Annotated in this window: 15 protein-coding genes and 2 pseudogenes; 11 read left to right on the forward strand and 6 right to left on the reverse strand. The window is 69.0% G+C overall.

The features are described from left to right. Positions 1–97: 97 nt before the first annotated feature. The 6 genes and pseudogenes from mtrA to secA all read left to right on the forward strand — a co-directional run. Entirely contained in the window at positions 98–775 is a 678-nt protein-coding gene (mtrA, locus tag QMK34_RS36055; protein ID WP_005150760.1) for an MtrAB system response regulator MtrA, read from the forward strand. A gap of 34 nt (positions 776–809) precedes the next feature. Then, a complete protein-coding gene (gene mtrB, locus QMK34_RS36060) occupies positions 810–2,510 on the forward strand; it encodes an MtrAB system histidine kinase MtrB (RefSeq protein ID WP_326419238.1) in 1,701 nt (566 codons plus the stop codon). Continuing rightward, positions 2,507–4,243, forward strand: coding sequence for an LpqB family beta-propeller domain-containing protein (locus tag QMK34_RS36065; RefSeq protein WP_326419206.1), 1,737 nt, complete (start codon positions 2,507–2,509; stop codon positions 4,241–4,243). Before mtrB ends, QMK34_RS36065 begins: the two co-directional genes overlap by 4 nt. 114 nt (positions 4,244–4,357) lie before the next feature. After that, on the forward strand, positions 4,358–5,020 hold the full coding sequence (locus tag QMK34_RS36070; protein ID WP_326419207.1) for a ComF family protein: 663 nt from the start codon (positions 4,358–4,360) through the stop codon (positions 5,018–5,020). Positions 5,021–5,538: 518 nt separating this feature from the next. Beyond that, a complete protein-coding gene (hpf, locus tag QMK34_RS36075; protein WP_326419208.1) occupies positions 5,539–6,237 on the forward strand; it encodes a ribosome hibernation-promoting factor, HPF/YfiA family in 699 nt (232 codons plus the stop codon). 207 nt (positions 6,238–6,444) lie between these two features. Next, positions 6,445–9,010 (forward strand): annotated as a pseudogene (gene secA, locus QMK34_RS36080) (preprotein translocase subunit SecA); the annotation flags it as partial. 408 nt (positions 9,011–9,418) lie between these two features. On the opposite strand, the gene QMK34_RS36085 reads toward secA, so the two are convergent. Beyond that, on the reverse strand, positions 9,419–9,907 hold the full coding sequence (locus tag QMK34_RS36085) for an Rv3235 family protein (protein WP_326419210.1): 489 nt from the start codon (positions 9,905–9,907) through the stop codon (positions 9,419–9,421). A gap of 158 nt (positions 9,908–10,065) precedes the next feature. Here QMK34_RS36085 and QMK34_RS36090 point away from each other — a divergent pair, with 158 nt between their 5' ends. Beyond that, complete coding sequence (locus tag QMK34_RS36090; protein ID WP_326419211.1) at positions 10,066–10,452, forward strand: HAD-IA family hydrolase; 387 nt, start codon at positions 10,066–10,068, stop codon at positions 10,450–10,452. 69 nt (positions 10,453–10,521) lie between these two features. Here QMK34_RS36090 and QMK34_RS36095 read toward each other — a convergent pair whose 3' ends face one another. Beyond that, complete coding sequence (locus tag QMK34_RS36095; protein WP_326419239.1) at positions 10,522–11,289, reverse strand: TrmH family RNA methyltransferase; 768 nt, start codon at positions 11,287–11,289, stop codon at positions 10,522–10,524. Positions 11,290–11,323: 34 nt separating this feature from the next. On the opposite strand from QMK34_RS36095, the gene QMK34_RS36100 reads away from it, so the two are divergent. Together QMK34_RS36100 and QMK34_RS36105 are read left to right on the forward strand one after the other, a co-directional pair. Then, positions 11,324–12,730: a WS/DGAT/MGAT family O-acyltransferase gene (locus QMK34_RS36100; RefSeq protein WP_326419212.1), complete on the forward strand. Its 1,407-nt coding sequence runs from the start codon at positions 11,324–11,326 to the stop codon at positions 12,728–12,730. Continuing rightward, entirely contained in the window at positions 12,727–13,218 is a 492-nt protein-coding gene (locus tag QMK34_RS36105) for a DUF6912 family protein (protein ID WP_326419213.1), read from the forward strand. Before QMK34_RS36100 ends, QMK34_RS36105 begins: the two co-directional genes overlap by 4 nt. 500 nt (positions 13,219–13,718) lie before the next feature. On the opposite strand, the gene QMK34_RS36110 is transcribed toward QMK34_RS36105, so the two are convergent. From QMK34_RS36110 to QMK34_RS36125, 4 genes and pseudogenes are all read right to left on the reverse strand, one after another. Beyond that, the gene (locus tag QMK34_RS36110) at positions 13,719–14,525 is read right to left on the reverse strand and encodes a hypothetical protein (RefSeq protein ID WP_326419214.1); all 807 of its coding nucleotides are present in this window, start codon (positions 14,523–14,525) and stop codon (positions 13,719–13,721) included. 129 nt (positions 14,526–14,654) lie between these two features. After that, positions 14,655–15,512 carry a hypothetical protein gene (locus QMK34_RS36115; protein WP_326419215.1) on the reverse strand — a complete coding sequence of 286 codons (858 nt, stop codon included), beginning with the start codon at positions 15,510–15,512 and terminating at the stop codon, positions 14,655–14,657. 75 nt (positions 15,513–15,587) lie between these two features. Continuing rightward, positions 15,588–16,592, reverse strand: coding sequence for a ribosome small subunit-dependent GTPase A (gene rsgA / locus QMK34_RS36120; protein ID WP_326419216.1), 1,005 nt, complete (start codon positions 16,590–16,592; stop codon positions 15,588–15,590). Between the two features lie 646 nt (positions 16,593–17,238). After that, positions 17,239–17,709: pseudogene (locus QMK34_RS36125) on the reverse strand (response regulator transcription factor); the annotation flags it as partial. 87 nt (positions 17,710–17,796) lie between these two features. Between QMK34_RS36125 and QMK34_RS36130 the strand changes: the two are divergent. Together QMK34_RS36130 and QMK34_RS36135 are read left to right on the forward strand one after the other, a co-directional pair. Next, positions 17,797–18,564 (forward strand): SOS response-associated peptidase, encoded by a 768-nt coding sequence (locus tag QMK34_RS36130; protein ID WP_326419217.1) that lies wholly within the window; start codon positions 17,797–17,799, stop codon positions 18,562–18,564. Beyond that, positions 18,561–19,169, forward strand: coding sequence for an alpha/beta hydrolase family protein (locus QMK34_RS36135; protein ID WP_326419218.1), 609 nt, complete (start codon positions 18,561–18,563; stop codon positions 19,167–19,169). Before QMK34_RS36130 ends, QMK34_RS36135 begins: the two co-directional genes overlap by 4 nt. Positions 19,170–19,182 lie beyond the last annotated feature (13 nt).

The following is a 19,182-nucleotide window of genomic DNA, read 5'->3' on the forward strand; positions in this document are numbered from 1 at the left end:
TAGTTGGGGGGCTGGGGAGGGGGGATTGGTGATCTTTCTGGTGGTCGGATCGCCGGGTCGTGCGTGTGTGGGTCGTAACTAGTGCGAATATGTGTGCATGAAGGCACGTGTCTTGGTGGTCGACGACGACCCAGCGCTCGCGGAGATGCTCACCATCGTGCTGCGTGGGGAGGGGTTCGATACAGCTGTCGTGGCAGACGGTTCTCGGGCGCTTCCCGCGCTGCGTGAGCTGAAACCCGACCTGGTCCTGCTCGACCTCATGCTGCCAGGGATGAACGGCATCGACGTCTGCAAGGCGATCAGAGCCGAATCCGGGGTGCCGATCGTCATGCTCACGGCGAAGAGCGACACCGTGGACATCGTGCTGGGCCTCGAGTCCGGCGCGGACGACTACGTGGTCAAGCCGTTCAAACCCAAGGAGCTCGTCGCGCGGGTCCGGGCCCGGATGCGCCGCACCGAGGCCGAGCCCGCCGAGTCGCTCACCATCGGCGACCTGGCGATCGACGTCCCCGGCCATGAGGTGACCAGGGAGGGCAAGGCGATCCCGCTGACCCCGCTCGAGTTCGACCTGCTGGTCGCGCTCGCCCGCAAGCCGCGGCAGGTGTTCACCCGAGAGGTGCTGCTCGAGCAGGTCTGGGGCTATCGCCACGCGGCCGACACGCGGCTGGTCAACGTGCACGTCCAGCGGCTGCGCTCGAAGGTCGAGAAGGACCCGGAACACCCCGAGGTGGTGTTGACGGTTCGCGGCGTCGGGTACAAGGCCGGCCCGCCGTGATCGTCCGGTGAAAGAACGCCTTTCCGCGTTCACCATGACCACGGTGCGCCTCGTCCGGCGCATCGTGGTTTTCGCGCGACGCCGTGCCGTCGGGTTCAACGAGCTCTGGCGGCACTCGCTGCAGTTCCGCGTCACCGTCTCGACACTCGCGCTGTCGTCCGCGGTGGTCTTCGTGCTGGGCATGGTGCTGCAGAACCAGATCACCGAACGCCTGCTGGAGACCAAGCGGCTCGCCGCGATCGAGCAGACCCAGGCGGTCTCCGAGACCGCGGCCGGTGAGCTGGTCGGCGTCGGCCCCGAGTCGCCCGACGCGATCGTCGCGAGGCTGACCAACGCGTTGAAGAAGATCTCCAGCACCTCGACCACCACCCAGGACGCCGCCGGTTCCGCCGCGGGCACGTTCGAGCCGGTGCTCGCCACCGGCAACCGTGAGCAGACGACGGCGCCGATCGCCGCCGGGCCGTTCGACAAGGTGCCGGAACGACTGCGGCAGTTCGTCGAGTCCACGCAGGTCAGCTGGCTGGTGCACAGCGTGACCGACTCGGACGGCACGCGCACGACCTACCTCATCGTCGGCACCCCGCTGAACACGGCGACCTCCCTGCAGCTGTACCTGCTGTACCCGCTGACGACCGAGCAGAACACCGTCTCCACCGTGCAGAACACCCTGCTCGTCGGCGGGCTCGTGCTGCTGCTCCTGCTCGCCGGTATCAGCAACCTCGTCACCCGGCAGGTGGTCCGGCCGGTCCGCCAGGCCGCCGCGGCGGCCGAACGGTTCGCCGACGGGGACCTCGACCAGCGGCTCGCCGTGCTGGGTGAGGACGACCTCGCGAAGCTCGCCTTGTCCAACAACGAGATGGTCGCCAGCATCCAGCGCCAGATCCGGCAGCTGGAGCAGTTCGGCGGCCTGCAGCGGCGGTTCACCTCCGACGTCTCGCACGAGCTGCGCACCCCGCTGACCACCGTCCGGATGGCCGCCGACGTGCTCCACGCGTCACGCGAGCAGTTCCCGGCCGGGCTGGCCCGCTCCACCGAGCTGCTCGTCGACGAGCTCGACCGGTTCGAAGCGCTGCTCGGCGACCTGCTGGAGATCAGCAGGCTGGACGCGGGGGTCGAGGAGCTCACCGCCGAGTACATCGACGTCCGGCCCATCGCCACGCGCGCCGTCGAGCAGGTCCGTGTCATCGCCGGGACCGCGGGCAGCACCGTCGAGCTCGTCCTGCCCGACGAGGAGACGGTCGCCGAGGTCGACGCCCGCCGCGTCGAGCGGATCCTGCGCAACCTGCTCGCCAACGCCGTCGACCACAGCGAAGGGAGGCCGGTGGTACTCACCGTCGGGGTGAACGAAACCGCCGTCGCCGTGACTGTCCGTGACTATGGTGTGGGTCTTCGCAGCGGCGAGGCAGGGCTGGTCTTCAACCGCTTCTGGCGGGCCGACCCCTCGCGCAACCGGCGTACCGGCGGCACCGGGCTCGGCCTGGCGATCAGCCAGGAGGACGCGCGGCTGCACGGCGGCGTGCTCGACGCCTGGGGCGAGGTCGGGCACGGCGCCTGCTTCCGGCTGGTGCTGCCCCGTGACCAGGACGTCTCGATCGGCCGGAGCCCGCTGGTGCTGCCACCCGCCGACTACGTGCCGGTGGAGCCGTTCCTCACCGTGCCGGGCCCGCCCGAGGTCCAGCCTGCGCCCGACGCCATTTTCGCCGACCGTGACGACCGCGAGGAGGTGGGCCGGTGAAGCGCCTGCTGCTCGTCCTGCTGTGCCTGCTGCTCGTCGGTGGCTGCGCGAACATCCCGCTCGAGTCGCAGCCGGTGGTCGTCTCGCGGGACAAACCAGCTCAGGCCCCGGTGGACGTGCCCGATCCGCCGAAGGACCTCGACGCGCTCTCCGTCGCGCGGGAGTTCGTGCTGGCCAGCGCCAAGCCGGGGAACGCCTACGCGGCTTCCCGGGTCTTCCTCGCCAACGACGAACGGGTGAAGTGGAAGCCCGCGCAGGAACTCACCGTGATCGGCAACACCTTCCGTACGACCTACCTGCCCGACGAGCAGGGCCGGGTGCCGGACCCGAACCAGCAGACGGTCGTCGTGCGCGGGTCCGCGGTCGGCACGCTCACCACGTCCAAGTCGTTCATCCCGTCGCCCGTCTCGTCGTACGAGGCCCAGCTGAAGGTGCGCAAGCAGGCCGACGGCCAATGGCGGATCGTCGACCCGCCCCAGAACCTCGCGATCACCGGGCAGGGTTTCTCGGACAACTACTCGCGACTGGCGATCTACTTCTATTCCGCGGATTCCGGGGCGTTCGTCCCCGACCTGCGTTATGTGCCCACCAAACCCGCTTCGGGGCTTCCCCTCCGCGTGGTCGACCTGCTGCTGAAGGGCCCGTCGGAGGGACTCAGCGGGGCGGTCCAGAACCTCGTCGGTGACCAGGCCTCCACCGAGACCAACGTCAAGAGCGCGGACGACGGCTCCGTGGTCGTGCCGCTCGCCGGGGTCAGCACGCTGAGCCCGGACGCCAAGAACCTGGTCGCCGCCCAGATCGTGTTGTCGCTGCAGAGCGTCACGCCCAGCCGGGTCCGGTTGCTCTCCGACGGCGCCCCGCTGGTCCCCGGCAAGGAGTACCTGCGGGCCAGCGAGCTGCCCGCCTACAACGTGGGTGTCGCGCCGGGTTCCGACCTACCCGGTCTGATGACCGTGGGTAACCGAATTCTTTCACTGGGCGACGGCGCGCCGGTCGCCGGTCCCGCGGGCAACGGCGGCTACGACGTCTCCAGCGCCGCCCAGTCGGTCGACGGCAAACGGCTCGCCGTGGTGGAGCGGTCCGGGGGCGGGGTGCGGCTGCGGATCGGCGATCTGGGCCGTGACCTGCCGCTGGCCGGACTGACCGGCGGCAGTATGACGAGACCGACCTGGCGGACGTCCCCGGCGGGCGGCGGCGCCTCCGGGGAGCTGTGGACGGTCGTCGACCAGAGCATCGTCGCCCGGCTCTCGCTGGCGCCCGGCGGGAACTGGGCGCAGTCCGGGGTCAACGCCAACGAGCTCACCACGCTCGGCCCGATCAGCCAGCTGCGGCTCTCGCGGGACGGCGCGAGGGTGGCCGCGGTCATCAACGGCCAGCTGCTGGTCGCGACGATCGTGCGCACCCCCGACTCGGTGACGCTGCGCGCGCCGCGGATCCTGCAGCCCCAGGAGCTCCAAGACGTCGTCGACGTCGACTGGGCCAGTCAGGAAACGCTGGTCGTGGCCACCTCGTCGACCACGTTGCCCGTGGTCAGGGTGCCGGTCGACGGTCAGCGGAAGGACTCGTTCAACAGCTCGAACCTGTCGCCGCCGGTGCATGGCGTCGCCGCGGCGCCGAACCGGCAGACCGTGGTCGCCGACGCCGGCGGCCTCTGGGTGGCGACCGAACTCGGCGAGGTCTGGCGCCCACAGGCCCACACCCTGGCCGACGCCTACCCGTTCTACCCCGGCTGAGCCCGGCCCCAGAACTGCCCCTGAAGGCCACCTTCACAGCGTTTTACGCCGTGAAGGTGGCCTTCAGGGACTTCGAGAGCGGAAACTGTCGGTGGTCGCGGGGACACTCTGCGCATGATCCCCGGACTTCGGTACGCGCTCGATCTGCTCGTTCCCGCTCGCTGTGCCGCCTGCGGGGTCACCGGGCTGCCCTGCTGCGCCGACTGTGACCAGGTGTGGGGCGGGCTCAGCGAGGTCGCTCGCGGCCCCACGGACGGCCTGGTGCCCGTTTACGCACTCGCCCGGTATGAGGGCACCGCCAGGCGCCTCACGCTCGCCTACAAGGAGCGTGGGCGGCGGGATCTGGCCGTCCCGCTGGGCCGGGCGGTGGCCGGCGCGCTCCCTCAGCTGCCTGGTCACGCCGGGGACGGCTGGTGGCTCGTGCCTGCGCCCTCGCGGCGGCGGGCTTCGCGAGGGCGTGGTGGGCCGCACGTCGAGGCGCTGGCCGTCGAATGCGCGAAGACGCTCGCGGCCCGGGGCATCCCGGCGGCGGTCGCGCCGGCGCTGAGCCTGTCCGCCGGGACGAAGGACGCCGTCGGCCTCAGCAGGCGGGAACGTGCCGCCAATCTTGAGGGCGGGCTTCGCTGGGAGCCGCGCGGCCGTCCGCCGCCGGGAGCGCCGGTGGTGGTGCTCGACGACGTCGTGACCACGGGCGCCACCGCGGCCGCCTGCACGAGGGTGCTCCGGGAAAACGGGGTGACCGTCACCGCGATGCTCGCGCTGGTCGCAGCCGGGTGATCGAGGGGTCACCTACATGAGTGAGTGTGAACGGGAACGCGAGCCGCCGGGCGGCCGTTGGGGGGATATGAGGGCGCGGCACGGAAACACTCGGCTGACAGGCCACTCCACCGGGGTGGCGGCTGAATCCGGCAAGGCCGTCACTCTCGGCATTTCCTGGCCAGGGCCGTTGCGCCGTCCGCGTGAAAACGGCGCGGCCCGGCTGAGCCGATCAGGCCGGTTTTCGTGGCGGTCCACCGGTGATCCACTGCACCGAGTGACGAGCTCTCACGTGGTGATATCCCCCGGCTCGGGGGCTGTTGCTCTCGCCGTGATGAAGCTAACGTGCTCCGCTATCAGCAATCCCGGCCGGCAGGGAGGTGAAAAGCCCATGTCCCTGGCGCCGGAGGTGCGCTGAGACCGCACTCGGTCTTCGGTCCGAGTTCTCTCACCGCCCGCGATCACGGGCTCAGTCCCCGCTTTACCGGCGCCCTAGTGAACACCACAGCTCGAAGTCTTTTCAGCGACGGAGGTCGTGTATGGACATCGTCATTAAGGGCCGCAACGTGGAAGTGCCTGAGCACTACAGGGCACTTGTCAGCGAAAAGCTGGCCCGGCTGGAGCGCTACGACAAGAAGGTCATCCGATACGACGTGGAGCTCTTCCACGAGCCCAACCGGCGGCAGTCCAAGAGCTGCCAGCGTGTCGAGATCACCGGCAAGGGCCGGGGCCCTGCCGTTCGCGCCGAAGCTTGTGCCGGCGACTTCTACGCAGCGCTGGACTCCGCAGTGAACAAACTCGAGAACAGGCTGCGGAAGACGCACGACCGGCGGCGTGTGCACTATGGACGCAGCCGCCCTGAATCGGTCGCCGAGGCGACCTCGGTGGCCATGGCCGGTGGCGGATCCGCCCCGGTCGACGCGGGAACACGCTCCGCCGCGACAGCGGTACTGGACGCTCCCGACGCCGCCCCGATCTCGAACGGCTACGCCATCACGAGCGCCGACGAGATCGACCTGCCGGAGCAGCGCTGGGACGACGGTGTGACCGACCACGAACCCGGTCGCGTCGTCCGCGAAAAGCAGCATTCCAGCGACCCCATCACGGTGGACCAGGCTCTCTACGAGATGGAACTGGTCGGCCATGACTTCTACCTCTTCAACGACTCCGACGCGGGTCGCCCGAGCGTCGTCTACCGAAGGCGAGGCTTCGACTACGGAGTGATCCGGCTCGGGTAGACCCGCCCTTGATGTCGCTGCCGACGGCCCGCACGCGCCCGCGTGCGGGCCGCTGGTGCGTCTGCCTACCTACGGTGCGTGCGCTCACCGTGCCGCGTTCCCTACGATGGGGGTAGTACGGCGGCCGTACACCCCTGGCGGCCGCCTCGAAGACACTGCCCGAGACCGGCTCGGGTGCGATCACAATCAGCTAGTGAGGTCGACCGGATGGTGCTGAACCGCCTGCTCCGCGTGGGCGAGGGCAAGATGGTGAAGCGGCTGCGCAACATCGCCGATCACATCAACACTCTCGAAGACGACGTCAAGGATCTGTCGGACGCCGAGCTGCGGGGCAAGACCGACGAGTTCCGCAAGCGCTACGACGAGGGCAAGGGCGAATCGCTCGACGACCTCCTGCCGGAGGCGTTCGCCGTGGCCAGGGAGGCCGCGTGGCGCGTGCTCGGCCAGCGGCCGTTCGACGTCCAGCTGATGGGCGGCGCGGCGCTGCACCTCGGGCAGGTCGCCGAGATGAAGACCGGTGAGGGCAAGACCCTGACTCAGGTCCTCCCGGCGTACCTCAACGCGCTCGCGGGCAAGGGCGTGCATGTCATCACGGTGAACGACTACCTCGCCAAGCGCGACGCGGAGTGGATGGGCCGGATCCACCGCTTCCTCGGGCTGGAGGTCGGCGTGATCCTCTCCGACCAGAGCCCGGAGTTCCGCCGTCAGCAGTACAACTGCGACATCACGCATGGCACGAACAACGAGTTCGGTTTCGACTACCTGCGCGACAACATGGCGTGGAGCCTGGACGACTGTGTCCAGCGCGGCCACAACTTCGCCATCGTGGACGAGGTCGACTCGATCCTGATCGACGAGGCCAGGACGCCGCTGATCATCTCCGGCCCGGCCGACCAGTCCTCGCGCTGGTACGTCGAGTTCGCCCGGCTCACCCCGCTCATGAGCGGCATCGACACCACGACGATGAGCCAGCGCGAGCGCACCGAGAAGACGAACCTGATCAACAGCAAGTACCACTACGAGATCGACGTCCGCAAGCGGACGGTGGCGGTCACCGAGAAGGGCGTCCGGTACGTCGAGGACCAGCTCGGCATCGAGAACCTCTACGAGGCCGCGAACACTCCGCTGGTCGGCTACCTGAACAACGCGCTGAAGGTCGAAGAGCTCTACAAGCGGGACAAGGACTACATCGTCCGCGACGGCGAGGTTCTCATCGTCGACGAGTTCACCGGCCGCATCCTGCACGGCCGCCGCTACAACGAGGGCATGCACCAGGCGATCGAGGCCAAGGAAGGCGTCGAGATCAAGGCCGAGAACCAGACTCTCGCCACGATCACGCTGCAGAACTACTTCCGCCTCTACGACAAGCTCGGCGGCATGACCGGTACCGCCGAGACCGAGGCCGCGGAGTTCCACCAGACCTACAAGCTGGGCGTCGTGCCGATCCCGACGAACCGGCCGATGGTCCGTGGCGACCAGCCCGACCTGATCTACAAGACCGAAGAGGCGAAGTACGAGGCCGTCGCCGAGGACATCGCCGAGCGGCACGAGAACGGCCAGCCCGTCCTCGTCGGCACCACGAGCGTCGAGAAGTCCGAGCGGCTCTCGAAGCTGCTGCTCAAGCTCGGCGTCCCGCACGAGGTCCTCAACGCCAAGCACCACGACCGGGAGGCGTCCATCGTCGCCCGCGCGGGGCGCAAGGGCGCGGTCACGGTCGCGACGAACATGGCCGGTCGTGGTACCGACGTCGTGCTCGGCGGCAACCCCGACCTGATCGCCGACGAGGTGCTGCGCGAGCGCGGCCTCGACCCGGTCGAGCACTCGGAGGAGTACGAAAAGGCCTGGCCCGAGGTCCTCGAGGCGATCAAGGAAGACGCCAAGCTCGAGGCCGACGAGGTCCGCGAGGCCGGTGGCCTGTACGTACTGGGCACCGAGCGCCACGAGTCGCGCCGCATCGACAACCAGCTGCGCGGCCGCTCCGGTCGTCAGGGCGACCCCGGCGAGTCCCGGTTCTACCTTTCGCTGGGTGACGAGCTCATGCGCCGCTTCAACGCGACGATGGTCGAGCGGGTCATGACCACCATGCGCCTGCCGGACGACGTGCCGATCGAGCACAAGATGGTCTCCAAGGCCATCAAGAGCGCGCAGACGCAGGTCGAGCAGCAGAACCACGAGACGCGCAAGAACGTCCTCAAGTACGACGAGGTGATGAACGAGCAGCGCAAGGTCATCTACAAGGAGCGGCTGCTCGTCCTCGGCGGCAAGGACATGCGCGAGCAGATCGAGCACATGCTCACCGACGTGGTCAACGAGTACGTCACCGGCGCGACCGCCGACGGATACGCCGAGGACTGGGACCACGAGAAGCTGTGGACGGCGTTGAAGACGCTGTACCCGGTGACCGTGACCTGGGAAGACCTCGTCGGGGACGACGACCTCGACGCCGACGCCCTGCGTGAGGCCCTGCTCGCCGACGCCGTCCGCGCGTACGACACGCGCGAAGCCGAGATCAACGCGCAGGTTCCCGACGCGATGCGCAGCCTCGAGCGCCAGGTGATGCTCACCGTGCTGGACCGCAAGTGGCGTGAGCACCTCTACGAGATGGACTATCTCAAGGAGGGCATCGGCATGCGGGCTCTCGCGCAGCGCGACCCGCTGATCGAGTACCAGCGCGAGGGCTTCGACATGTTCAAGGCGATGCTCGAGTCGCTGAAGGAGGAGGCTGTCGGCTTCCTGTTCAACCTTCAGATCGAGCAGGCCGAGCCCGCCCCCACCGCCGAGGACGCCACGGCGGTGCCCGCCGGCGTCAGCGCGGGCACCGGCAACGGCCAGGCCCCGGAAGCCGACGGCAGGCACTCCCGCCCGGCGCCCCCGCAGCCGCCGACCACGGACACCGAGTCCGTGCCCTCGGCACTGCGCGGCAAGGGCATCGGCGGCGGCCCCCAGTCGGGCCTGACCCGGTCAGGCCCGAACGAGGACGGCGAAGCCGAGGCCCACGCCGAAACCGCTTCGGACGACGATGACGACGACGCGAGCGGCACCCGCCGCGAGCGCCGCGCCGCCCAGCGCGCTTCGGCCAAGAAGGGCAAGAAGGGCCCACGCCGCTAAACCCCCTCCGCACCGAGTGAGATGAACGGACCGTTTATGGCAGAAAACGCCATAAACGGTCTGTTCATCTCGTTTAGGCAGAGAGGCGGAGCTGGGTGACCCGGGGCTCCAGCAGCTGGAACCGGGTGCAGCGCCAGCCAGAGGTGCCGCGTTCGAACCTGGCGGCGAGCGCCAGCATCCGGGGGCCGCAGTCGACGGTCACGCAGGCTTCCACGGCGCCTTCCGCGGGGTGGCAGGTGTGCACGTTGCGGGTGTGGTGGTGGGGGCCGTGGCCGCGGTCGCCGTGAAGCAGCTGGGGGAAGAGTTCGGGTGCGACGATCGGGCGGACCTGGCCCGCGGGCCGGAGGCCGTCGTAGGCCTCGAGGATCGCGGTCACCAGCCTGCCGACCTGACGCCGGTCGAGCGTGCCGGGCACCGGGCGGCGCAGGAGTTCGGTGCGGGGCGTGAGATCGAGCGCGAGTTGCGGGTCGGGCGGCGGGACGCTCACCAGCGCGCGCCGTCGCGGCGTGGTTCGGCGGGCCGGTTCGCACGAGGTCAGCGGTCTCAGGCGGTGGGTCGTCATCGATGGTGCCCCCTGGTTCGAGGAGCGGCCGGACGGCGGCTCCTACGGACAAGAGGCGATGAACCACCGAATCCGGACATAGACCGCCTGAGGCGGTGAATTCAGCAGGTTCGGCTGTCAGCGCGAGCGGAATGAGCTAAGAGTCTAGGGTGAGGCCAATGCAGAAGGGGCTGGTGCTCGACTACGCCGGGGTGCTCACCGATCCCGGCGCCGACGAGTTGTACGGGTACGTCCAGGGCCTCCGCGAGCGGGGTGTCCGCACCGCTTTGCTCTCCAACGCTCCCGGTGCTTCCGCCGAGGCGAAGCGCTCTCTCAGCCCGTATTTCGACGCGCTCGTGTTCTCCGGCGAAGTGGGCGTCGCCAAGCCGCACCGCGAGGTCTACCTGCTCACCGCGGGGCTGCTCGACCTCCCGGCGGGCCGGTGCGTGTTCGTCGACGACGCGGCGGTCAACGTCCGCGGCGCGGTCGAAGCCGGGATGGCAGGCGTGCACCACACCTCGGTCGAGACCACCCTCACCGAACTCGGCGCCCTCTTCCCCACCTGACCCCGCTCCCGCGAGTCCCACGTTCACGGGCCCGAGTTCCCCGCTCCCGGGCGCGAGTTCCACACTCGGTCAGCGGGTGGCGGCCCGCCGTACCAGCTCGAAGGACAGCACGGCGGCGGCCGCGGACACGTTGAGCGACTCGACCTCGCCGGGCATCGGAATCGACACCCATTCGGTGACCAGCTCGCCGACATCGCCGCCGACCCCGGCGGTCTCGCCGCCCAGTACGAAAGCCGAGCGCTGCGGCAGTTCGACGTCGAACAGCGTGGTCCGCGCCGACGCCTTGAGCCCGTAGAGCCCGTACCCGGCCTCGGTGAGCATTTCCGCGGCTTCGTGTGCGCTCCCGCAACGCAGCAGCGGCGCCCTGAACGCGACCCCGGCGGAGGCCTTGACCACCATCGGGTCCAGCGCCGCGACCCCACGCCTCGGCACGATGACGCCGTCCAGCCCGGCCGCGGTGGCCGTGCGCAGGATCATCCCCACGTTGGCCGGGGTGGTGATCCCGTCCAGTAGCAGCACCCGCGACGGCGGCCGTCCCTCGGACAACGCCGCGTGCAGCGACCGCATCCGCGGCACGACCACGTCGGCCAGCACGCCCTGATCCTGTTTGCCGTTGCCCGCCAGCACCTTCACCCGGTGCGGGCTCGCCCGCTGCACAGCCACCCCGGCGGTCTTCGCCGCCTGCAGGATCTCGTTCGCGCCCTGCCCACGCACGGTGTCGGACAAGATCACCTTGTCGACCTCGAGCGCCGCGTCGGCAAGCGCCTCGAGCACCGGCTTGCGCCCGTAAACGGTCAGGAACCGGTCCTTCGGCGAGATCGCCGCGTCATCACCCACACCGGGCATCCTCGCATTGTGTAAGGATCGCCCTATGCCCGACCGCCTTTCCGCACTGGACGCCTCGTTCCTCTACGTCGAGGACCACGCGACGCCGATGCACGTGGGCGGAGTGGCGATCTTCGAACGGCCGCGCACCGGCTTCGACCACGAGCAGCTGCTCGCGCTCGTCGGTCAGCGGCTCGCCTTCTTGCCGCGCTACCGCCAGCGAGTGCTGGAGGTGCCCGGCAGGCTGGCCAGGCCGGTCTGGGTGGACGACGTCGACTTCGACCTCAATTACCACGTCCGCCGCTCCGCGCTGCCCCAGCCGGGCTCCGACGAGCAGCTGTTCGACCTGGTCGCGCGGCTGATGTCGCGGCGCCTGGACCCGGGACGCCCGCTCTGGGAGGCTTACTTCGTCGAGGGCCTGTCCGGCGACAGGGTGGCGCTGGTGACCAAGACCCACCAGTCCGTTGTGGACGGTATCGGCACGATCGAACTCGGCCAGCTCATCCTGGATGTCGCCCCGCAGGACCCCGAGCCGTTCACCGACACCTGGACGCCACGGCGGGAGCCGAGCCGAACACAGCTGGTGCTCGACGCGGTCAGCGAGACCGTGCAGCGGCCCGGCGAGCTGGTGGAGAACGTCCGATCGGCGACGAACGACGCCGTCGCGACAGCGGGCAAGGTGGCCGAGGCGGTCGGCGGGCTCGCCTCCACACTGCGCACGGTGGTCAACCCCGCCCCGTCCGGGCCGCTGAACGTGAGGACCTCCGGCGGCCGGATGTTCGCCGTGGTCCGCACCCGGCTGGAGGACTACCGCAAGGTCCGCGCCGCGCACGGCGGCACGGTCAACGACGTCGTCCTCGCCGCGATCACCGGCGCGCTGCGCGAGTGGCTGCTTTCACGCGGCTCCGCCCTCACCGCGACGACCACCCTGCGCGCGCTGGTGCCGATGGCGGTGCGCGACGCGGAGACCGCGGAGTACTCGACGCCGGCGCTGGTCGGCAACCAGGTCGCGGCGTACCTGGTGGACCTGCCCGTCGGCGAGGGCAACGCGGTGCTGCGGCTGCAGCACATCGGCCACGCGATGGCCGACCACCTCGACTCCGGCCGGTCCGTGGCCGCACGCGGGCTGCTGACCGTCGGCGGATTCGCGCCCGCGACCCTGCATTCACTCGGCGCACGCGCCGCCGGCTCCCTGTCCGGGCGCATCTTCAACGTGATGATCACGAACTCGCCGGGCCCGCAGGTGCCGCTCTACGCGGGACAGGCGAAGATGACGGAGATGTTCCCGGTCATGCCGCTGGTGCGCAACCAGGCACTGGCGATCGGGGTCACCTCGTACCACGGCGGTGTCTACTTCGGACTCAACGGCGACCGCAAAGCCGTGTCCGATGTGGACATCCTCGCCGGGATGATCGAGGAATCGTTGGAAGAACTGAAGGGTGCGCACTGGTGAGGGTCTATCTCCCCGCGACGATCACAATGCTCCGCGAACTCGAGACGGCCGGACAGTTCCACGCACTGTCCGGCACTGGTTTCGCGCTCACACCCGCGCTGCGGGAGTCCTATGCCAGCGGCTCCGACGAGGAGCTGGAATATGCTGCTTTGCTGGACGCGGCGAGGGCCTCACTGCGGTTGATCGCGTCCGACGAGAAAGTGGAGCCGCGGCGGGTCGTGGTTTCCGCTGATATCGAGCACGTGAAACTGCGGGCGGATCTGGATGACGCGGTCGTGCGGATTACCGGGCCGGTGCTGATGGCTGATGTCGCGGCAGTGCACGTTGATTCCGCGGAGGCCGAGGAGGCCGTTAAGGCCGCGGCTGCGGTTATTGACGCGGCTGATCTAGGGGATGCTGATGCGGAGTTCACGCTCGGGGATGCTGAGGATCACGAGCTCGCCTGGTATGCGCCGCAGGAATTGCCGTTTCTGCTTGAGTTGTTGTAGTTGTTTTTTTGGTTGCGTCCTGAGGTGCGGCTAGAAGCCTGTGTTTTTTGGCCAGCGCGCTCACAAACTCGCGCCGCCAGGTCGCCCCGACTTCCAGCGTAAGTGCGGCTTTGTCTTTAAGGGGGGGCGACCTACCGTCGCGAGTTGGGAGGGCCTGGCGGCCCTGAAAGAGGGCGCGCGGCGGTGAAGTCTCCACTCGCAGAGCTCGCGGAGACGCTGTGGTCGCGGACCACGCTGGGGTTGGGTTTTGGTGGTGCGTGTCGGGGGCGAGTCTGGATGGACCGGTGACACGCGTGGCTGGGTCTGGGCGGTTCCGCACACTGTGAAGTCTTGGGGTCCGGGGCCAGGTGTGGCTGAGTCTTGGAGGCTGGTGACGGGTGTGGGTGGGTCTTGGCGGTTCTGTATACCGTTTAGTTTTGGGGTTTGAAACTGTGGTGGTTGGGTTTTTGTGGTGGGTGTTGGGGTTGGGGTTGGGGTTTGGTTAATTGGTAATTGGGTGGTTAGTTGGGTGTGGGGAGGGTTCCTATTTGGTTTGGGGGTGGGGGGTTTACGTCTACTGGTGTTCCCCAGTTTTTGTAGTTTGTTGTTATTTTTGCGCTTGCTCCGTCGGGGGCTCCTGCGGCCGTTAGGATGGGGGAGAGGTTCAGGGTTATTTGGAGGGGCTCGTTGTTTTTGTTGAGCCAGAGTTCCAGGGGGAAATGGCCTACTTTGCCGCGTAGCTGGTTTATCGCGTCAGTGGAGAGGCCTGCTGGGAGTTCTGTGCCCAGCTTTTCCAGGTCTATGTCCAGCCAGTAGTGTTCGGCGGTTGTACCGGTGAGGTCGCCTTGCTCTGCTTTTGTCAGTTTTCCGGCCTTTTTTACCTGGCCAAGGGTTCGTTCGGCGTCGTTCTGTCTCGCCAGTTGGTCCAGGCTGCCGCCTAGGACCTGGGAGAACGGGTCCGTTCCGTCGGGGGAGACCCGGACCCAGGGCTTGCCGTCGCCGATCTCGCCGCGTGAGCTCTCCGGGACCTTGACGAAGAGGGTCTTGTCGGCCAGCCGTAGCTCCAGCGGCTCGCCGATGAAGTCGGTGACCAGGCTCAACGCCGTGTTCTCGCCGTCGAAGCGGATCTGGCCGCTGCCCTTGGACTTCAGCGTGCCGGAGGAGACGTCAGTGGTGAAGCTCGCCGTGCGGCCCTGTGCCGTGCCCGCGATGGCCGCGTCCGCCAATGCCGACGCGGTGGTGAAGGCGGCCGGAGCCTCGTCGCTGTCGCACCCGCTCGCCAGCGACAGGACCAGGAGCCCGGTGGCCAGCGCTGCTGTCCTGCGCATGCGAAACCGTCCTCGAGGCCGGGAATGTTCGGGGCTCAAGACAAACACAGCGGTTCCCCCGACCCGTTCGGGGGAACCGCTGTGTTCAGGCAGTGATCGTTTCAGGCGGTGATCGTCAGGAAGCCGCGGTCAGTGCCCGGCCTTCTTGATCAGCTCGCCCAAGTCGGACACCTGGTCGGCGGCCGGGGCGGCCACGTCGACAGGGGAACCCCAGTCCGTGTACTTCGTCGTCACGATGCCCGCACCAGGGGCGACGGCCTTCTTGCTCGTCACTGCCGCCAGCGCGCTGGAGTCCATCTTGACCTGGACCGGGAGCTGGTCCTTGTTGAGCCACAGCTCGCCCGGCAGGTGGATGTCCTTGCCCTTGAGCATGTCGGTGATCTTCGACCGGACCTCGGCGGGCAGGTCACCGGTGAACTGCTCGATGGACTTCTGGACGTCGAGGTCGACGACGTAGTGGTTGACCGGCTCACCGTTCAGCTGCGTCTGGTCGGAGCTGACGATCTTCCCCGCCTTCTCGACCTGCTCCAGCGTCCGCGTCGGGTCGCTCTGCTCGACGGCCTTCGTCATGATCTGGCTGAAGACCTTCGAGAACGGGTCGGTGGCGTCCGGGGAGATCTTGATCCACGGCGTGGTCGCCCCCATCTGCTTCAGCTGCGCCTCGCTCAGCTTGACGTAGATGACCCTGTCGACGTAGCGCATCTCGGACTTCTCCCCGGCGGAGTCCGTGACCAGCGCGAACTTGCTGTTCGCCCCGTCGAACACGCCCGCGCCAGTGGCGGTCATCCCCTCGGCGCCGGTCCCGGCCACGAAGTCGATCTTGGACGACTTCGACTTCGCCGCCCCGTCCTTCGCCGCAGCGACCAGCTGGATGACGTCGGCGAACGGCTTGGCGAGGGCCAGGCCGTTCCCGTTGTCGCCCGCGCCACAGGCGGTCAGTGCCAGCATCGCCGCGGCCCCGATCGCGACCAGCTTCTTCCCACGCATGAATTTCCCCCTAGAGGTGTTTGATCAACTACGGGGCATATCGCTGGAACGGGTGAAAGGTTACTTACCGGCGGGTTAAACCTCGGCGCCGGCGCGGGACGCCACCAAGCGGCGCAGGGAGGCCAGTCTTTCCGGGCTCGCTTTTCCTTCGGTCACGACCTCGTCGAGCATGCAGTCCGGGTCCTCGGGTGCGCCGAGATGACCGCAGCCCGAAGGGCACTCCTCGGCCGCCGCGGCGAACTCCTCGAAGGCGTTGACGAGGTCGTCGCTGGTCACGTGCGCCAACCCGAACGAGCGAACGCCGGGGGTGTCGACCACCCAGCCGCCGTCGGGCAGCGGCAGCGCGACCGCCGCGACCGAGGTGTGCCGCCCCTTGCCGACCGCGCTGACCACGCCGACGGCCAGGAAGGCGTTCGGGACCAGCCGGTTCACCAGCGTCGACTTCCCGACGCCGGAATGCCCGACCAGCGCGGTGACTTTGTCCTTGAGGAACTCGGCGAGCCCCTCGGGCTCCTCGTCCTGACGGGTGACGAACGCCGGGACATCGAGGCCCGCGTAGCCGGCCAGCAGCTCGTCCGGGCTCGCGAGGTCCGACTTGGTCAGGCACAGGACCGGCTCGAGCCCGCCGGCGTAACAGGCGACGATGCAGCGGTCGATGAAGCCGGTGCGCGGGGGCGGGTCGGCGAGCGCGGTGACGATCAGCAGCTGCGCGGCGTTGGCGACCACCACCCGTTCGAACGGATCGGTGTCGTCGGCGGTCCGCCGCAGGACGCTGGAGCGCTCGTCGACGCGGATGATCCTGGCGAGCGTGTCGGGCTTGCCACTGACGTCGCCCACGACGCCCACGGTGTCGCCGACGACCACGGAAACCCGGCCCATCTCGCGGGCCCGCATGGCGGTGACCACCCGATCGGGGTCGGAATCCAGGGCGCAGGTCCAGCGGCCGCGGTCCTTGCCGATGACCATCGCGGTGGAGGCGTCCAGGTGCTCCGGACGGCGCTTGCTGCGCGGCCGGGTGCCCTTGGTCGGCCGGACCCGGACGTCGGACTCGTCCAGCTTGCGCCAGTCGTTGCCCGCCAAACCGCCACTTCCTCACCGCGTCGTCCACCTGGTCGCAAGGAGCTTAGTGGTCACGTCGGGAAGTCTGCCGGGGGTCTCGGCCGCCCAGCTTCCCGCTGGGAGCACGGCCGGACGACCCGGGTACGACCACGGCACGAGGGTCATCCGGCCGCACACCCGGCGAAAACCTGAATCCGCCGAATACTCCCCACGCAACCATTTAGAGGGCGTCCGGAACTGATGTCATGTCGTCCAGTTTGGTGCCTAGGGCCGCGTTCCCTTCAGCCGCGACCCCAAGCTTGCCGTGTGCCCTGATGGGAGCCTTCACGGCGTTTAACGCTGTCATGGTGGCCTTCAGGGGCACGCATGAAACGGTCGTGGCGGTATGAAACGGGCGAATGGGTGGACTTTCCGTCCTTTGTGGAGGGTAGGCGGCTTCGAAGGACAGGCGCCCGAGGCTTCGAGCGGCGGCTGCTACGTCAGTTCTCAGACGCGTTCGCGCTGCTCGCGGGCTCGTTCTGGTCCCCGCTGGCGACGCACTACGTGTCCATCCTCGTCGGCTGCCTGCTCGCGCTCGTGCTCCAACCACCCGCGCGGGTTCGCCACGCTGCGGCTGCTGACCAGGCCAGGGGTGGCGGTCGTCGTCGCGCTCGCCTTCGCGGCCTTCCACGGCGAACTCCTTGGGGGACAGGCGAAGCAGCTCGCCGTCACGCGAGGCCGCGTGCCGGCCGACGTCGAGGCGGATCCCGGCGCGGTCCAGCACCGGCGGCAGCGCGGGCCGGGCCCGCCTGCCCAGCGCCTGCACCCGTGCGACCAGTTCGGCGAACGCGAACGGCTTGGTGAGGTAGTCGTCCGCGCCGATCCCGAGACCGTCGACCCGGTCGCGGATCCCGGCCGCCGCGGTGAGCATCAGCACCCTGGTCACATTACCCGCGCCGACGATCCGGCGGCAGACCTCGTCGCCGTGGGTGCCGGGGAGGTCACGGTCGAGGACCACGACGTCGTAGCTGTGCACGGCCACCCGTTCGAGGGCGGCCGCGCCGTCGTAACAGACGTCGACGGCCATCGCGTACCGGCGCAGCCCCTCGGCCACGGCGTCCGCGATCACGGGTTCGTCCTCCGCCACCAGCACTCGCACCCGGTCAGTCTGCCCCGGACCGCGCTTTTTGTCCGACCGCGCGGCTATCGTGAGGGCGAGCTTCCGACGAGAAAGAGGAGTGCGAGTATGTGCGGCCGTTACGCCGCGACCAAGGACCCGGCCGCGCTGATGGAGGAGTTCGCCGCCGTCGACCTGACCGGCGGTGAAGCCCAGCGGGATCACAACGTCGCGCCGACCAAGAACGTCGTCACGGTCGTGCAGCGCCATCCGCGGGACGCCGAGGGCACCGTCCTCGAGGACGAGCCCGCCGTGCGGTCGCTGCGGCTGATGCGCTGGGGCCTGGTGCCCTTCTGGGCGAAGGATCCCAAGGCGGGCGCGAAGATGATCAACGCCCGAGCCGAGACGGCGCGGGAGAAGCCCGCGTTCCGCCGGGCGTTGTCGTCCCGCCGCTGCCTGGTGCCCGCCGAAGGCTGGTTCGAGTGGAAGCGCGACGGCAAGGAGAAGGAGCCGTTCTTCATGACCGGCCCCGGTGCGGATTCGCTGGTCTTCGGCGGGATCTGGGAGAGCTGGCGGCCCAAGGGTGACGATGGGGCCGAGCCGCTCATCACGTTCTCGGTGCTCACCACCGACTCCGTGGGCAGGCTCACCGACGTCCACCACCGGATGCCGCTGCTGCTGCCGCGCGCCCGCTGGGACGAATGGCTCGACCCCGATCGCGAGGAGGTCGCCGAGCTGCTCGCCCCGCCCGCCGCCGAGCTGGTGGACACCCTGGAGCTGCGCCCGGTGTCGAGCCTGGTCAACAACGTGCGCAACAACGGCCCCCAGCTCCTGGACCGGGTCGAGGCGAGTCCCGCGCTGGATGACGCGGCCCTGTTCGAACTGCCCAGCTCATGACCCGCCTGGAGATCGAGACGGCGTACGGCCCGGCCAGGGCCGAGCTGCACTGCGCGGAGGAAGGCGCCGCCGTCCTGCTGCTCGGTCATGGGGCCGGTGGCGGGATCGAGGCCAAGGACCTGGTCGCGGTCACCCGCGCGGCGCAGGCCGCCGGGGTGCACGTCGCGCTGGTCGAGCAGCCGTACCGGGTGGCGGGCCGCCGCGCGCCAGCCCCCGCGAAACAGCTCGACGAGGCCTGGCTGACGGTGGCCGACGAGCTGTCCGCGCATTTCGACGACCTCCCGATGGTGTTCGGCGGCCGCTCGTCGGGCGCCAGGGTCGCCTGCCGCACGGCGGCGGAGGGGCAGGCGACGGCCGTGCTCTGCCTGGCGTTCCCGGAGCATCCGCCGGGCAGGCCGGAGAAGAGCCGTCAGGCCGAGCTCGACGCCGTCGAGGTGCCCACGCTGGTCGTCCAGGGTGAGCGCGACCCGTTCGGCCTGCCGCGGGGCGGCCCGCACCACGAGATCGTGCTGCTCAAGGGCGATCACGCGCTCAGCGCGGACCTCGAAGGGGTGTCACGCGCCGCTGCCGAGTGGCTCGAACGGGTGCTGCGGCCCCTGCTGTGATCCAGCCGCCGAT

It is taken from the genome of Amycolatopsis sp. H20-H5 (assembly GCF_035828755.1).
In the GTDB taxonomy this organism is placed as follows: Bacteria; Actinomycetota; Actinomycetes; order Mycobacteriales; family Pseudonocardiaceae; genus Amycolatopsis.

Excerpts from the sequence above, each read along its gene's own strand:
- QMK34_RS36110 (WP_326419214.1), bottom strand. The coding sequence starts at position 14,525 with ATGCGCAGGACAGCAGCGCTGGCCACCGGGCTCCTGGTCCTGTCGCTG.
- mtrA (WP_005150760.1), top strand. The coding sequence starts at position 98 with ATGAAGGCACGTGTCTTGGTGGTCGACGACGACCCAGCGCTCGCGGAG.
- QMK34_RS36130 (WP_326419217.1), top strand. The coding sequence starts at position 17,797 with ATGTGCGGCCGTTACGCCGCGACCAAGGACCCGGCCGCGCTGATGGAG.
- QMK34_RS36115 (WP_326419215.1), bottom strand. The coding sequence starts at position 15,512 with ATGCGTGGGAAGAAGCTGGTCGCGATCGGGGCCGCGGCGATGCTGGCA.
- QMK34_RS36070 (WP_326419207.1), top strand. The coding sequence starts at position 4,358 with ATGATCCCCGGACTTCGGTACGCGCTCGATCTGCTCGTTCCCGCTCGC.
- QMK34_RS36085 (WP_326419210.1), bottom strand. The coding sequence starts at position 9,907 with ATGACGACCCACCGCCTGAGACCGCTGACCTCGTGCGAACCGGCCCGC.
- QMK34_RS36135 (WP_326419218.1), top strand. The coding sequence starts at position 18,561 with ATGACCCGCCTGGAGATCGAGACGGCGTACGGCCCGGCCAGGGCCGAG.
- hpf (WP_326419208.1), top strand. The coding sequence starts at position 5,539 with ATGGACATCGTCATTAAGGGCCGCAACGTGGAAGTGCCTGAGCACTAC.
- mtrB (WP_326419238.1), top strand. The coding sequence starts at position 810 with ATGACCACGGTGCGCCTCGTCCGGCGCATCGTGGTTTTCGCGCGACGC.
- QMK34_RS36090 (WP_326419211.1), top strand. The coding sequence starts at position 10,066 with ATGCAGAAGGGGCTGGTGCTCGACTACGCCGGGGTGCTCACCGATCCC.
- QMK34_RS36100 (WP_326419212.1), top strand. The coding sequence starts at position 11,324 with ATGCCCGACCGCCTTTCCGCACTGGACGCCTCGTTCCTCTACGTCGAG.